The following is a 14,591-nucleotide window of genomic DNA, read 5'->3' on the forward strand; positions in this document are numbered from 1 at the left end:
AGTTTAAATCTGCAACACAAAGCTGGAAATATATCCAAACTATATGTTGCAGATTTAAAAAATATTATAAAGTTGCTACGTGAGCAGCAAGATCTACCAATTTAGACGAATATCCGTATTCGTTATCATACCAGGCGATTAATTTGAAGAACTTATCGTTCAATTCAATTCCTGCGCCTGCATCGAAATTACAGGTATGTGGATCTGATACATAATCCTGGCTCACCACTTCTTCTTCAGTATAAGAGATCACACCTTTGTAATCTCCATCGGCAGCTTTTTTGAAAGCAGCTTTTATTTCATCATAGCTCGTGGACTTTTCAGTTTTAACCGTAAGATCTACCACAGATACATCTGTAGTTGGAACTCTAAATGCCATTCCGGTAAGCTTGCCTTTCAGTGAAGGAATAACTTTAGTCACCGCTACTGCAGCTCCTGTTGAACTTGGGATAATATTTGCCATTGCACTTCTTCCTAATCTAAAGTTTTTCTTAGAAGGAGAATCTACTGTAAACTGAGTAGAAGTTGTTGCGTGTACTGTAGTCATCAACCCTTCAACAAGACCAAACTCATCATCGATTACTTTAGCAAGTGGTGCCAGACAGTTAGTGGTACATGAAGCGTTAGAAACGATATTCTGATCTGCTTTTACATCCTTATGATTAACACCCATTACAAACATTGGTGCCGTTTTAGAAGGTGCAGAGATCACTACTTTTCTAGCTCCTGCATCAAGATGAGCTTTTGCATTGTCAAGATCTGTAAATATCCCTGTACAATCCATGACTACTTCAACACCAGCATCACCCCACTTAAGATCTGCAGGATTTTTTTCTGATGTCACTCTTATTTTGCTTCCGTCAACGAAAAGATTTCCGTCTTTAACCTCAACAGAACCTTTATATTTACCATGTACTGAATCATATTTTAGCAAATAAGCCAAATGATCTACATCAAGAAGATCGTTAATAGCTACCACTTCTACATTCTCATTTTGAGCTGCTATTCGAAAAGCAATTCTTCCGATACGCCCAAATCCGTTAATTCCAATTTTTGTACTCATTTTCTTTGGTTTTTAATTATACTGAAGTGATGTCTGCCACCCTTCGTAATTCTTTATCTATTTTGGCATCACCTTTAATAGCGGTAATCAAGTCTACATGAACTACCTTTTGATGATGTACTCCTAACATAATTTCAGACTTGTTTTTCATGAGTGCTTCAACGGCTCCAACTCCAAGTTTGCTAGCCAGCACACGATCAAAACAACTTGGTGCACCACCACGTTGAATATGGCCTAAAACCGAAACTCTCACTTCGTACTCATCCATATTTTCTTCAATATACGAAGCCAGTTCAAAAATATTCTTTCCACTTTTATCTCCCTCAGCAACAACTATAATGCTGGAGGTCTTTCCTGATTTTTTACTTTTTCTTAGTGAATCCAGCAATCGTTCCACTCCAAGGTTCTCTTCAGGAATAAGGATTTCTTCAGCGCCAGCACCAATACCACTATTTAATGCAATATCTCCTGCATCGCGCCCCATTACTTCCACTAGGAAAAGCCTGTTATGCGAACTGGCGGTATCACGAATCTTATCAATCGCTTCTACCACCGTATTCAGCGCGGTATCATACCCAAGAGTATAATCTGTACCATTGATATCGTTATCGATGGTAGCAGGGATACCTACCGTAGGAAAACCAAATTCTTTACTGAAAAGCTGTGCACCGGTAAAGGTTCCATCTCCACCAATCACTATTAATGCATCAACATTATTAGCTTTTAGATTTTCGAAAGCTTTTTTTCTTCCTTCTTTTGTTTGAAATTCTTTTGAACGGGTGGATTTCAGAAAAGTTCCACCTTTATTAATGATGTTCCTAACCGAACGTGCATCCAGAGGTTCAAAGTCGGCTTCTATAAGCCCCTGATAACCTCTAAAAATACCTGTACATTCCAATTTATAAAATGAACAGGCACGAACTACTGCTCTAATAGCAGCATTCATTCCCGGGGCATCTCCTCCGGAGGTTAGAACTGCGATGTTTCTAATATTTTTAACCATTGAACTCAAAACTAATCTCTTTCAAACCGATAACCTAATTTCGGAAAAAACTAAAACGTTTTCGGTTAATAACTAATGAAAAAAGCCACTTTCGAGTGGCTTTTTTCAATTATTTAGGACTTTAATTACTTATTTATCAAAATTTTGTACTGCCAGGGCTCAAATTGCATTTTCTGATCTTTTGAAATTGATAGTTCAGAGTCCTTCATATAATCCATAAAATCACCTTGCATTTCAGCAGTAAACGCAACAGGTTTATCGGTCATATTTGCTACATAATAGAGACTTTCTCCGTCTTTTTCCCTTTTAAATAAAAGAACCTTCTCTTCAGCAGAATTTTTCACAGCAGTGTAAGACGCTTTATTTTTTCCGCCATTTAAAGCCGTATGCGTATTCTTTAATGCTCCCAGTTTTTCAAGAAGTGGATATACTTTCCCTTTTTTCTTCGGAATCGTGTCTTTTTCGAAAAATAGTAATCTCTTATCCATATCATATTCCTGTCCGCTATAGATCAAAGGCATTCCCGGAATGGTATAGCTCATTGCCAACATAGCTTCTGAAGCATCTCCCATTCGTTCTCTAACCGTTCCAGCCCAGGAATTTTCATCATGATTGGTTATAAAGTTCATTAAAAAGTCATCTTTCTGAAAAGTAGTGTCGACCTTTTTCATATAATCATCCCAGTCTTTCGCGTTTTTCTTCCCCTGGGCGATCTCATTCATTAAATGATGACCTTCCCAGTTATAACCCATTTCAAAGGCATTATGAAAAAGATCTTTGGGATCCTGAGCTTCCGCCAGCATAATTAATGGCTTCACTTCGTTTAAAGTCTTTGCTGCCGACTCCCAGTAATCTGTAGGAACTGAATGCGCTGCATCTGCTCTAAAACCATCAATATCGTGTTCTTTTACCCAGAACAACATTTCATCAGTCATTTTTTGACGCATTTCTTCATTGTCGAAATTTAGATCGGCCACGTCTGTCCAGCCCCATGGTTCTCCAGTTTCGTCATTTATGGGATCTGTAATCTGTCCGTCCTTCCCTTTGGTATAATATTCCGGATGTTCCGTGATCCAGGCATGATCCCAGCCGGTATGGTTTGCAACCCAATCCAGGATCACATACATCCCATTTTCATGAGCCGTTTGTACCAGTTCGTCAAAATCTTCCATCGTTCCGTGCTCCGGATTCACCGCTGAATAATCTGAAATAGAATAATAACTCCCCAGGTATTTCTTGCGCTCTTCGGGATCTTCAATATCTTCAACATCTTTCCCGCCGGTAGCTTTTCTGTTTTTTTCAGAAATTGGATACATTGGCATTAGCCAGATCACTTTTACGCCCAAATCTTTTAACTGTGGAATATCTTTGGTGAACGCATCAAAAGTGCCTTCGGGAGAATATTGACGAATATTAGCTTCATAGATCACCGCACTTTCCATCATCTCGTCACTTACCGGTGCCAGACTATCTTTCTTAACTTCTTCCGTAGAAGAATCTTTTTTATTAGTTTCATTTTTACACGATATCAGCAAACCGAATATCATGATTAACAACGCAAATTTTTTCATTGATAATTGTTTTTCGTTTTAATAAATTCTTAGTTGATTTTGGTAGAAAATAAATACGGACCTCTTTCAGGTATTTGAAGCGAATCGTCCCACTGAATTTTTTCTCCTGAAATTAAATTTTTCATCGAAGAACCTTCGAGTCCTAATTCCTGAAATCTTTCCAGATCCAGTTCTATAGATTTCTCATTCTTATTCAGGATCAATACCACTTTTTCATTTTCTGAAATTCTAGATATTAAGTACACTTGATTTTCAGGGGCAAAATGAATGGTTTTTCCATTTTGGATCGCATCACTGTTCTTACGATAGTTAAGAATCGTCTTCAAAAAAGACTGCATATCTTTTTGATCTTCGGAAAGTCCTTCACGGGTAAAAGCATTGGCTTCACTATCTTCCCAGCCACCCGGAAATTCTGTTCTAATTAAACCATGATCTCCAGGTTTGGCAGTGTTTTCCATTAGAATTTCTGTTCCGTAGTAAATTTGAGGAATCCTGGGAAGTACCAGTAAATAGCTCAAAGCCATCTTCGTATTTGGAATATCTTCCTTTAGCTGAGTAAAGATCCTGCTCATATCATGATTATCAGGAAAGATCATAATATTTTCGGGAGAAGCATATACAAAATCATTGGAAAGACCGGCATATAATTGGTGTAGTCCTTTTTCCCATCCTTCCGCTTCATTTAAACCTTCAACGATTTTCGATTGCATAGCAAAATCCATGGTGCTTCTTAAATTGGAATCATATCCATTATCCACTCCATCCTGCCAATATCTTATCAATAACGGATTATTGCTCCATTCTTCACCAACAATATTAAAATTTGGATATTCGGTCATGATAGCTCCAGCCCAATCACTCATAAATGCTTTATCGGGATAAGGATAAGTATCCTGGCGAATCCCGCCAAGCCCTAAAGTTTCTATCCACCAGATATTATTCTGAATAAGATACTTCGCCATATAGGGATTACGCTGATTCAGATCTGGCATCGTATCTACAAACCAGCCCTGGCTTAATCTATTTTTATCAACTTTTGAAGCATAAAGATCCATATTTGCGGTTCTTTGATGGTTGGAATGTGGTATTTTCTCTCCATTCTCATATTGCTCCTGGTAATTCACCCAGTCACTAAACGGAAGATCTTCCATCCACCAGTGCTCTACCCCGGCATGATTGGCCACCTGATCCATAATTAGCTTAATCCCCCTTTCTTCAGCTTTCTCGGCCAGTTCTTTATACTCTTCCAGAGTTCCAAAACGAGGATCTACCTTATAAAAATCTGTCATGGCATAACCGTGGTAAGAACCAGACTTCATATCATTGATCAATAAAGGCGAAGACCATAAGGCGGTAAATCCCATTTCATCTATATAATCTAAATGATCTATAATTCCCCGAATATCGCCTCCATGACGGGCATAATCATCATTGCGATCTATACTTTTTTCATTTAAAGATTCATCCGTATCGTTGGAAGAATCGCCATTCGCAAAACGATCTGGAGTGATCAAATAAATAGCATCAGAATTGTCAAATCCTACATAATCCTCAGCAGGTTTTGAACGAGCTTCCAATTCATAATCATAGGTTTCTTTAGAACCGTCAGGCATTTCAAAAATCAGATCAAAATTTCCGGGTTTGGCTTCTTTAGAAATTTTGAGGTCTATAAATAAGTAATTCGGACTATCAGCCTTGCTTACTTTCTCTATACTCACTCCATTATAATCAATAGCAGGAGTTGCTTTCCCGATATTATCGCCATAGACCATTAATTGAAGACTCGAATCTTCAAATCCAACCCACCAGTTTGGCGGTTCTACTTTTTCTACTTGCGAAAAAGCATTCAGACTCAATATGAAAAATACGAAATACAAAAGTTGTTTCATCTTAATTTCAATTTATAAATAAAAGAGGTTGCGTTAAAAGCTATTAATATTTGTCAGCCTGAGCGCAGTCGAAGGCCTATAGTTCAATTACCTTAAACTTCGACTAGGCTCAGTTTGACAGAGATTTTAAAATTTTTTGTATATCCGGTTTTTGTCCTATAGTTGTTTCGTCACCCTGAATTTATTTCACGCTGTCCAATCTTCGATTTCAGGGTCTCAATCTACCTTATTGATTCTTAGTTTTATGAGGTTCTGAAACAATCCCGATAGTTATCGGGACAGAATGACGCTATTTATGATTTTATGATACTTTGCGGATACACAAGCAATCTTTAAAAAATTTAAGCACTTACAGGTATATTCGGTAAAACCTCCACCAGTTTCCCGTTAACCAAAATTTCCAGAGAATCCTCTCCTTCCAGTGTAAATTCAGTTTTACCTGAAGTGACATCAACTTTTAAAATTCTATCGCGGAAATTCACTTTGAACGAGTAAGCTTTCCATTGTTCAGGAATTTGAGGTTTAAAAGACAGTTGGTCATTCTCCACACGCATTCCGCCGAAACCTTCTACGATACTCATCCAGGTTCCGGCCATACTGGTGATATGACAACCCTCTTCTACTTCCTTGTTATAATCGTCCAGATCCAGCCGTGAAGTTCTTACATAAAATTCATAAGCCTGCTCCATTCTCCCTAAACCTGCAGCCTGGATACTGTGAACACAGGGCGAAAGCGAAGATTCATGAACCGTAAGCGGCTCGTAAAAATCAAAATGCTTCTCCAGATCTTCTTTGCTGAAATGATCTTCGAAAAAGTAAAAACCTTGCAGCACATCAGCCTGTTTGATATAACAAGATCTCAAAATCCTGTCCCAACTCCATTTCTGGTTGATAGGTCGTTGTTTCTTATCCATTTCGGCAACCGGAATGATCTCTTTATCCAAAAATCCGTCCTGCTGTAGGTACACTCCATATTCTTCTGAATAGGGGAAATACATTTCTTCAGCTACTTCTTTCCATTTAGACAATTCTCCTTCATTCAATGAAGTGAGTCCCATCACGCGATGGTAATCATCCTCATGGCCATCTTTTACCTTATCTATCATTTGCAGACAGTACTCGATACACCATTTTGCGATATAATTAGTATACCAGTTATTATGAACATTGTTTTCATATTCATTAGGTCCGGTAACCCCAAGAATCACATATTTATTATTGTTTTTGCTGAAATTTGCTCTTTGATGCCAGAACCTGGCAATCGCGATCATCACTTCCAATCCTTTTTCAGGAATATAACTGAAGTCACCTGTATAGCGCACATAATTATAAATGGCAAAAACCATGGCTCCGTTACGATGAATCTCCTCAAAAGTGATCTCCCACTCGTTATGGCTTTCTTCGCCATTCATGGTTACCATCGGGTATAAAGCGGCGCCATTAGTAAATCCAAGTTTACTGGCATTTTCCTTTGCTTTCTCTAAATGATGATGCCTGTAGGTAAGCAATTTCCTGGCTACATTTTGATCTTTGGTCGCCATATAAAAAGGAATACAGTAAGCTTCGGTATCCCAATAAGTGCTTCCTCCATACTTTTCCCCGGTAAATCCTTTAGGTCCAATATTCAGGCGTTCATCTTTACCTAAATAAGTCTGATTCAACTGAAAAATATTAAAACGAATTCCCTGCTGTGCTTTTACATCTCCGGAAATGGTGATATCTGCCATCTCCCAGATCGCAGCCCAGGCTTCTTTTTGTTCCTTTTTAAGCTGATCAAAACCTTTATCTAAAGCTTTTTCCAGAACCCCTCCGGAAGCTGAAATAAGATCAGCTTTTTTATGGTTCATATCGGTTACATATCCGGCATACTTAATAATTGCAGCAGTTTCACCTTTTTTAGCGGCTACCGAATAAGAGAAAGAAAGCCTGTCTTCATCTGTTTTCACTTCAGGAGTTAGTTTCTCTTTATTTCCATTCAGAAGAATTTCGGACTGCATAAAAGTGCCTACATGAAACTCGGTTTTTAGCGTTTTTGAAACTATAAATCCCCGTTCCTGTTCAGATTTCACTTCCAGAGTTTCCCAGAAACGTTCTTCCCAATTGGCATCCGTATTGGTAATACTTCCGTCCAGATAAGGATCAAAACGGACCGTAACATCTGCATTTAAAGGTTTTACTTCAAACTTTATCGAACCCAATTCATCATCCACGATAGAAAGAAAACGAAGGGCTTTCACTTCAATTTCCACTCCGTTAGGCAAGGTTGCTTCAAAACTTCTGGCAAGAAAACCTTCTTTCATATTCAATTCCCTGCGGAAATTTGTCACTTTCTCACAGGTACTAAGATCTAAAGCTTCTTCATTCACAAAAACATTGATCCCGATCCAGTTTGGAGCGTTCAATACTTTTGCAAAATATTCAGGATAACCATTTTTCCACCAGCCCACTTTAGTTTTATCCGGATAATAAACTCCGCCTATATAGCTTCCCTGAAAACTGGGACCGGAATATTGTTCTTCAAAATTGGCCCTCTGGCCCATGGCTCCATTCCCGATACTGAATAGACTTTCTGAAGATTTTACTCTCCCCTGGTCAAACTCTTCTTCTATAATAGACCACGCATCAGGTTTTATATAATCTTGATTCATTACTTCTCGTTTCTCAATAATTTTTCAATAAACTCTATTTCAATCTCCCTAAAATCAGCAAAAATATAATCTGCTTCATCCAGTACTTTCTTATTACCAATTCCAATACTGGTCATTTCCCCATTATTGGCTGCCTGTACTCCGGCCACCGAATCTTCAAACACCACACAATTCTGAGGTTCTGTATTTAATTTTTCCGCGGCGATCAGGAAGACTTCAGGATCTGGCTTGGCTTTACTTACATCTGTACCATCCACAATAGCGTCAAATTTGTCGTACAGATCAATTTTCTTCAGAATGGTTCTGGCATTTTTACTGGCCGAACCAAGTGCAAAGGGAATATTATGTTCTATTAAATAATTCAATACTTTTTCGACTCCCGGAAGAATTTCTTTCTGATCCATCTCTTCTACATAAGACAGATAATTTTCATTCTTAAGCGCCATTTGTCTATTAAATTCTTCTTCGGAAAGTTGCCTATCTCCCCACTTGAGGATCTTTTTTAAGGATTCTACCCGGCTAACACCTTTTAACTGTTCATTTTGTTCTTCGGTAAAATCAAAACCAAGATCATTAGCAAGTTTTCTCCAGGCTAGAAAATGAAATTTAGCCGTATCTACGATCACTCCATCCAGATCGAATATGAATGCTTTATGATTATTCATTCTATGCTGGGTCATATTTTATCGCTTTTCTATCAGTTATTAATAAATTTGAAAATGCCGCCAGTAAAAGAAAAATACCGGCCACGCTCATCGCATGTATAGATTCTTCTCCAATTAATTTCTGAAGGAAAACTACACCGCCCAATGCTGCTATAATTTGTGGAACCACAATAAACATATTAAATACCCCCATCATTAACCCCATTTTTGAAGATTCTACGGAGCTTGACAGCATAGCATAAGGCATGGAAAGAATACTTCCCCACGCAAAACCGATCAGGCCGAAGCATATATAAAGCATATCTGGTTCTCCGGGAATAAAGAACATCAGCAGAAAGCCAATCCCTCCTAAAATCAAACTTCCCATGTGTACGATCTTTCTGTTGATCGCAAATCTGGAAGTATAGAAGGTAAGCAGAAGTGCAAAAGCCATGGAAGACAGTCCGTAAATTCCCATTTTGGAACCTACATCATCACTGGCCTCGTTATAACTTTTATCTCGTTCAGAGTATTCTAATCTTGTCTGGTCATCCTGAAAAAGGATCACACGGTCTGCATCATATTGAATATTTCCTTCAGCATCCAGTTGCGCAAATTCTTCAATTTGAGGTTTTGGTGCATTATAAATATGACTGGTTAATGCAGGATTAGCCAAAGTCCACATTGCAAAAAATGCAAACCAGGAGAAGAATTGTACCACTCCCAATTTTTTCATGATCTTAGGCATTAAAGCATACGTACCAAGAATGGTCTTCAGCATGCCTTCATCCTTTTCTTCTTCGGAATCCGGATCGAATTTTTTCATCTCTTCAGGAGTATATTCCTTCGTAGTAAAAATGGTAACCAGAATTGAACCTATAAACACTACGGCTCCAACAATAAAAGCAACCTTTACCGATTCCGGAACAACTCCCGGAGCGGCTTCATTACTAATATCCAATACGTTATTCATGAATTTTGGCAGGTTGCTCGCTATCCAGGTACCTATCCCAATAATTAGTGTTTGAATCACAAAACCGTAGCTACGTTGTGAATCTGGCAATTTATCGGCAACCAAAGCTCGGAAAGGCTCCATGGAAATATTGATGGAAGCATCCAGTACTAATAAAAGTCCGGCGGCCATCCAAACGGCTGAAGAATACGGCATTAAAAGCAAAGCTATGGAACTCAATATCGCTCCAAGTAGAAAAAAAGGTCTTCTTCTACCAAGGTTTTTATGCCAGGTGTTATCACTTAGATAACCAATGATAGGTTGCACTATCAAACCTGCAAGAGGCGCGGCGATCCATAATAAAGGAATATTATCTTTCTCTGCTCCCAGAGTTTCGAAAATACGGGACATGGTAGAGCCCTGAAGAGCAAAACCAAACTGAATACCCAGGAATCCAAAACTCATGTTCCAGATATCCCAAAACTTTAAACGGGGTTTTTGCATATCGTGATTTTAAATGGTCTACGATAAGCACTAAGACTTATCAAAACTTATAATAGGTAGGAAGTAAAAATATAAGTTCTGATAAAATTTTAACTAAGGCAAATATATAGTTTTTTTGAAACGAACAACTTATTTCTTTGATTTTGTTGAATTTCGAGTCACCAATTCAGTCTCTACAATAATGGTTTTGTAGTAATCATCTTCACTTGGAGTTCGCTCCAGTTTTTCAATTAAAAGCCGGGCAGATTCTTCTCCCATCTTCATTCCATGCTGACTTACCGTGGTTAAACTTGGAATAAATCGCTTGGAAAGTTCTCCATCTGTAAAACCTACTACTGAAACATCTTCGGGCACCTTTTTTCCCTGTTCCTGAATAGTTTTAATAGCCGAAATGGCAAAATGCTCATTTACAGCAAAAACGCCATCAACCTTTTTATTCTTTAGAAATTCTTCAATTTCAGCCTCACTGTCTTCTATTTCTTCGATCTTTAAAATAAGATCTTCATTAATTTCAATATTATTTTCGACTAATGCCTGCTTATACCCGTGAGTCCGCAGTTTACCAACACTTACATAATCAACGGTAGAAATCAATGCAATATTCTGGCATCCGCAGTTTATTAAATATTGTACCGCCTTTTTTCCACCCGTAACATCATCTATGATCACTTTGTCACAGGCAATATCATCTACAACCCTATCAAACAACACTAAGGGCATTCCCTGGTTAATTGCCTCTACAAGATGATGATAATCCCCTTTTTGCATAGTTTCCTTTGCAAGGGAAAGAATAAAACCATCTGTGCTACCATTGGCGAGCATCTCCATATTCAGGACTTCCTTATCAAAGGAGTTATCTGATAGACATACAAAAACGTTATACCCCATTTCATTAGCTACCTTCTCTACTCCGCTAATAACCGTTGTAAAGAAATGATGGACGATCTCAGGAATAATGATACCAATTGTTTTAGTTTTTCTGTTTTTAAGGCTAAGCGCTATATTATTAGGCTTATAATTATAGTGCTTTGCGAAAGCTTTGATCTTTTCTCGAGTTTCTTCTCCAATTTCATGACTATCCCTTAGAGCTTTTGAAACAGTGGAAATTGACACATCCAATTCTTTCGCAATTTTTTTTAAAGTAAGTTTTGGCTTCATTTAGTTTCAGTATTCTTTTTTGAAATAGGCAAGTAATTATAATTCAGCAAAATTACTATAATTTAATTATGAACTCCTTAACTGAAAAAAGTTTTCAACACGAAAACGTTTTCGTCGCAGTAATAGTGGAGACTCGCCGATTTTTGCTGCAGAATTTACATACATTTAACCTCAGGAAGTAAAAATATAAGGTTAATTTTTAGTAAAAACCAATAGAAAATTTATGAGAACTTTAATTAAAAGCACATTGTTTTTGCTGTTCATGCTACCGATGAGCTTTTTTGCCCAAAACACTGTTAGTGGTAATGTGATCGAGACTTCGACCGGCCTGCCAATTCCAGGTGTGAATGTTATAGTTAAAGGTACCTCCAATGGTACTACCACAGATTTTGATGGTAATTATACTATTGAAAACGTTGCAACCGATGATATTCTACAGTTTTCCTTTCTAGGATTCGCTAGTCAGGAGATCCCTTATGAGGGACAGGCAACTTTAGATGTGCAGCTTGATGAAGATCAGGCTACTCTGGATGAAGTTGTTCTAATAGGATATGGATCTACTTCAGAACAGGATGCTACCGGAGCGGTAGAAAAGATATCTCCTGAAGAATTCAATCAGGGAGCTGTGGTATCACCAGAACAATTAATTTCAGGTAAATCTGCCGGAGTTAGGATTACCTCCAGTGGGGGTGCACCCGGTTCAGGTTCTGAAATTAGAATTCGTGGGGGTTCTTCCCTTTCCGGAGATAACTCACCACTTATTGTGGTAGATGGGATTCCATTAGACCAAAGAGGTGTACAGGGAGTAAGAAACCAATTAAACTCTATTAACCCAAGCGAAATTGAAGACTTCGTAATTCTTAAAGATGCTGCTGCAACTTCTATTTATGGTTCGAGAGCTTCCAACGGGGTAATACTTATCACCACTAAATCTGGAAAGAAAAATACCGATCTAAGTGTAGAAGTAGATGTTAAAGCATCTGTAGGAAGCATCACAGATAAAGTAGATGTTCTGGATGCTGCACAGTTTAGAGAACTTATCGAAAATCAGCCAGGAACAGATCCTTCTCTTCTTGGAGATGATAATACAAATTGGCAGGACAGGATTTATCAAACTTCCGTAGGAACCATTTCAAACTTTACCATTTCTAAAGGTTTTGAAAATTTTGCTTTTAGAGTTAATTATAACAACACCGTACAAACAGGAGTACTTAGAACAGATCTATACAAACGGAATGCTGTAAATATCTCATTGAACCAGGATCTTTTTGATAACAGCCTTAAATTGAGCCTTACTTCAAAAGGTATTATTGATGAAAATGAATTTGCCGATGATGGTGCAATTGGTGCTGCCGTTGGATTTGATCCAACACAGTCTGTAAATGACAGCAGTCTTCCTTTTGGAGGGTATTTTGAATTCAACAGAACCAATGACAACGGAGATATAGTTCCTTTAAATCAGGCTACCAGAAATCCGCTAGCATTATTGTATTTACGTGACTCACAAGGAGAGACTAGGCGTAATATCACCAATTTAAATGTGGAATATAGATTTCCATTTTTAAGGGAATTAAAATTTAATGCTAATGCAGGTTTTGATTACGCTGAAAATGATGGTTACAATCGCAGGCCATTTACATCTGCAGCAGTAACCAATGTAGAATCTCCTTATAATGAAGATTACTCGGGAATTAATAGAAATACCTTATTCGATTTCTATTTGAATTTTAAAGATGAAGTAAATTTCCTAAATACCGAGGTAGACTTGACTGCAGGACATTCGTATCAGGAATTTTATATCCAAAGTCAAACCAGGGAAAATCCGAACGATATCATTACCGAAACCTTTGACATTAACAGAAACTCTTTAGAATCATATTTTGCCAGAGCAAGTTTTGATATTGCCAATAAATACCTGATTTCTGCTAGTTATAGAAGGGATGGTTCTTCGAGGTTCTCTCCAGACAATCGTTGGAGTAGTTTTCCATCTGCCTCTATTGGATGGAAGCTTCATGAAGAAAATTTCTTAAAGGATTCTGAAACTTTAAACCAGTTGAAATTAAGAGCTGGATATGGAATCACCGGTAACCAGGAGATTGGCCCTAACTACGGTTATTTCGGAGTTTATACCCCAAGTATTTCCGGAGCTCAGTATCAATTTGGAAATCAATTTTTTAATACGTTGAGACCAGAAGATTTTGATGAGGATTTGAAATGGGAAGAACTTGAGACCTATAATGCAGGGATTGATTTTGGCTTTTTCGACAATAGATTAAGTGGTAGCGTAGATGCTTATTATCGTGAAACCAACGACCTTCTAGCTACTGTTCCTGTTCCGGCAGGTGCTAACCTTTCAGATCTACTGGTGACCAATGTTGGTGAAACTGTAAGTCGCGGTGTTGAAGTAGGCATAAATGGAGATTTGGTAAGAAGCCAGGATTTTAACTGGAGTGTAAATTATAATATATCTTTTCAGGATCTTGAAATCACCAAGCTTTCTCTTGGCGATGATCCAGATTACTTTATTCCTCAGGGAGGAATTGGTGGTGGTGTTGGTAACAACATTCAGTTATGGAAAGCCGGGTACGATCCTTCTACATTCTTTGTTTTCAGACAGGTTTATAATGATCAGGGACAACCTATTGAAGGGGCTTATGTAGATGTTAATGGAGATAATGAAATTACAGAAGCAGATAGACAACCTTATAAAAAAGCGACCCCAGACTATTTTATGGGATTAACTAACACGCTTAATTATAAGAACTTTGATTTAAGCTTTACCTTTAGAGGAAGTTTTGGAAACTATGTTTATAACAATGCACAGTCCAGTAATGGATTTATTACTGCAGGAACGGTAACTCCGCAGGACTATTACTCAAACCTTAACAGCAATGTTTTAGAAACAAACTTTCAGAATAGTCAGTTTTTCTCAGATTACTATGTGCAAAGCGCAGATTTCGTGAAACTGGATAATCTTTCTTTAGGATACTTCATACCTGGAGAAAAGATAGACATTAGACCTTCTGTTACTGTATCAAACATATTGACTATTACAGATTACGAAGGCCTGGACCCTGAAATTTCAAATGGGATAGATAACAACTTCTATCCAAGATCAAGAACCTTCGTTCTTGGTGTAAATTTTCAATTTAAGTAACA

9 protein-coding genes are annotated in these 14,591 nt (G+C 37.8%); 1 reads left to right on the forward strand and 8 read right to left on the reverse strand.

What is annotated here, in order from left to right; genetic code table 11:
• Positions 1–64 precede the first annotated feature (64 nt).
• From gap to GFO_RS10050, 8 genes are all read right to left on the reverse strand, one after another.
• On the reverse strand, positions 65–1,063 hold the full coding sequence (gene gap / locus GFO_RS10015; RefSeq protein ID WP_011709998.1) for a type I glyceraldehyde-3-phosphate dehydrogenase: 999 nt from the start codon (positions 1,061–1,063) through the stop codon (positions 65–67).
• Positions 1,064–1,079: 16 nt separating this feature from the next.
• Entirely contained in the window at positions 1,080–2,066 is a 987-nt protein-coding gene (gene pfkA / locus GFO_RS10020; protein WP_011709999.1) for a 6-phosphofructokinase, read from the reverse strand.
• Between the two features lie 125 nt (positions 2,067–2,191).
• Positions 2,192–3,637, reverse strand: coding sequence for an alpha-amylase family glycosyl hydrolase (locus GFO_RS10025; RefSeq protein ID WP_011710000.1), 1,446 nt, complete (start codon positions 3,635–3,637; stop codon positions 2,192–2,194).
• Positions 3,638–3,666: 29 nt separating this feature from the next.
• The gene (locus tag GFO_RS10030) at positions 3,667–5,526 is read right to left on the reverse strand and encodes a glycoside hydrolase family 13 protein (protein WP_011710001.1); all 1,860 of its coding nucleotides are present in this window, start codon (positions 5,524–5,526) and stop codon (positions 3,667–3,669) included.
• 341 nt (positions 5,527–5,867) lie between these two features.
• On the reverse strand, positions 5,868–8,174 hold the full coding sequence (locus tag GFO_RS10035) for a glycoside hydrolase family 65 protein (RefSeq protein ID WP_011710002.1): 2,307 nt from the start codon (positions 8,172–8,174) through the stop codon (positions 5,868–5,870).
• On the reverse strand, positions 8,174–8,854 hold the full coding sequence (gene pgmB, locus GFO_RS10040) for a beta-phosphoglucomutase (protein WP_011710003.1): 681 nt from the start codon (positions 8,852–8,854) through the stop codon (positions 8,174–8,176). Before pgmB ends, GFO_RS10035 begins: the two co-directional genes overlap by 1 nt.
• Positions 8,841–10,274, reverse strand: a complete 1,434-nt coding sequence (locus tag GFO_RS10045; RefSeq protein ID WP_011710004.1) for an MFS transporter — start codon at positions 10,272–10,274, stop codon at positions 8,841–8,843. Before GFO_RS10045 ends, pgmB begins: the two co-directional genes overlap by 14 nt.
• 129 nt (positions 10,275–10,403) lie before the next feature.
• A complete protein-coding gene (locus GFO_RS10050; RefSeq protein ID WP_011710005.1) occupies positions 10,404–11,432 on the reverse strand; it encodes a LacI family DNA-binding transcriptional regulator in 1,029 nt (342 codons plus the stop codon).
• A gap of 223 nt (positions 11,433–11,655) precedes the next feature.
• Here GFO_RS10050 and GFO_RS10055 point away from each other — a divergent pair, with 223 nt between their 5' ends.
• On the forward strand, positions 11,656–14,589 hold the full coding sequence (locus tag GFO_RS10055) for a SusC/RagA family TonB-linked outer membrane protein (RefSeq protein ID WP_011710006.1): 2,934 nt from the start codon (positions 11,656–11,658) through the stop codon (positions 14,587–14,589).
• The last annotated feature ends 2 nt before the right edge of the window (positions 14,590–14,591 follow it).

It is taken from the genome of Christiangramia forsetii KT0803 (genome assembly GCF_000060345.1).
GTDB lineage: Bacteria > Bacteroidota > Bacteroidia > Flavobacteriales > Flavobacteriaceae > Christiangramia > Christiangramia forsetii.

What these genes read in the sequence shown, in the direction of transcription:
- pfkA (WP_011709999.1), bottom strand. Translation starts at nt 2,066, where the DNA reads ATGGTTAAAAATATTAGAAACATCGCAGTTCTAACCTCCGGAGGAGAT.
- GFO_RS10035 (WP_011710002.1), bottom strand. Translation starts at nt 8,174, where the DNA reads ATGAATCAAGATTATATAAAACCTGATGCGTGGTCTATTATAGAAGAA.
- GFO_RS10030 (WP_011710001.1), bottom strand. Translation starts at nt 5,526, where the DNA reads ATGAAACAACTTTTGTATTTCGTATTTTTCATATTGAGTCTGAATGCT.
- GFO_RS10055 (WP_011710006.1), top strand. Translation starts at nt 11,656, where the DNA reads ATGAGAACTTTAATTAAAAGCACATTGTTTTTGCTGTTCATGCTACCG.
- GFO_RS10045 (WP_011710004.1), bottom strand. Translation starts at nt 10,274, where the DNA reads ATGCAAAAACCCCGTTTAAAGTTTTGGGATATCTGGAACATGAGTTTT.
- GFO_RS10025 (WP_011710000.1), bottom strand. Translation starts at nt 3,637, where the DNA reads ATGAAAAAATTTGCGTTGTTAATCATGATATTCGGTTTGCTGATATCG.
- pgmB (WP_011710003.1), bottom strand. Translation starts at nt 8,854, where the DNA reads ATGACCCAGCATAGAATGAATAATCATAAAGCATTCATATTCGATCTG.
- gap (WP_011709998.1), bottom strand. Translation starts at nt 1,063, where the DNA reads ATGAGTACAAAAATTGGAATTAACGGATTTGGGCGTATCGGAAGAATT.
- GFO_RS10050 (WP_011710005.1), bottom strand. Translation starts at nt 11,432, where the DNA reads ATGAAGCCAAAACTTACTTTAAAAAAAATTGCGAAAGAATTGGATGTG.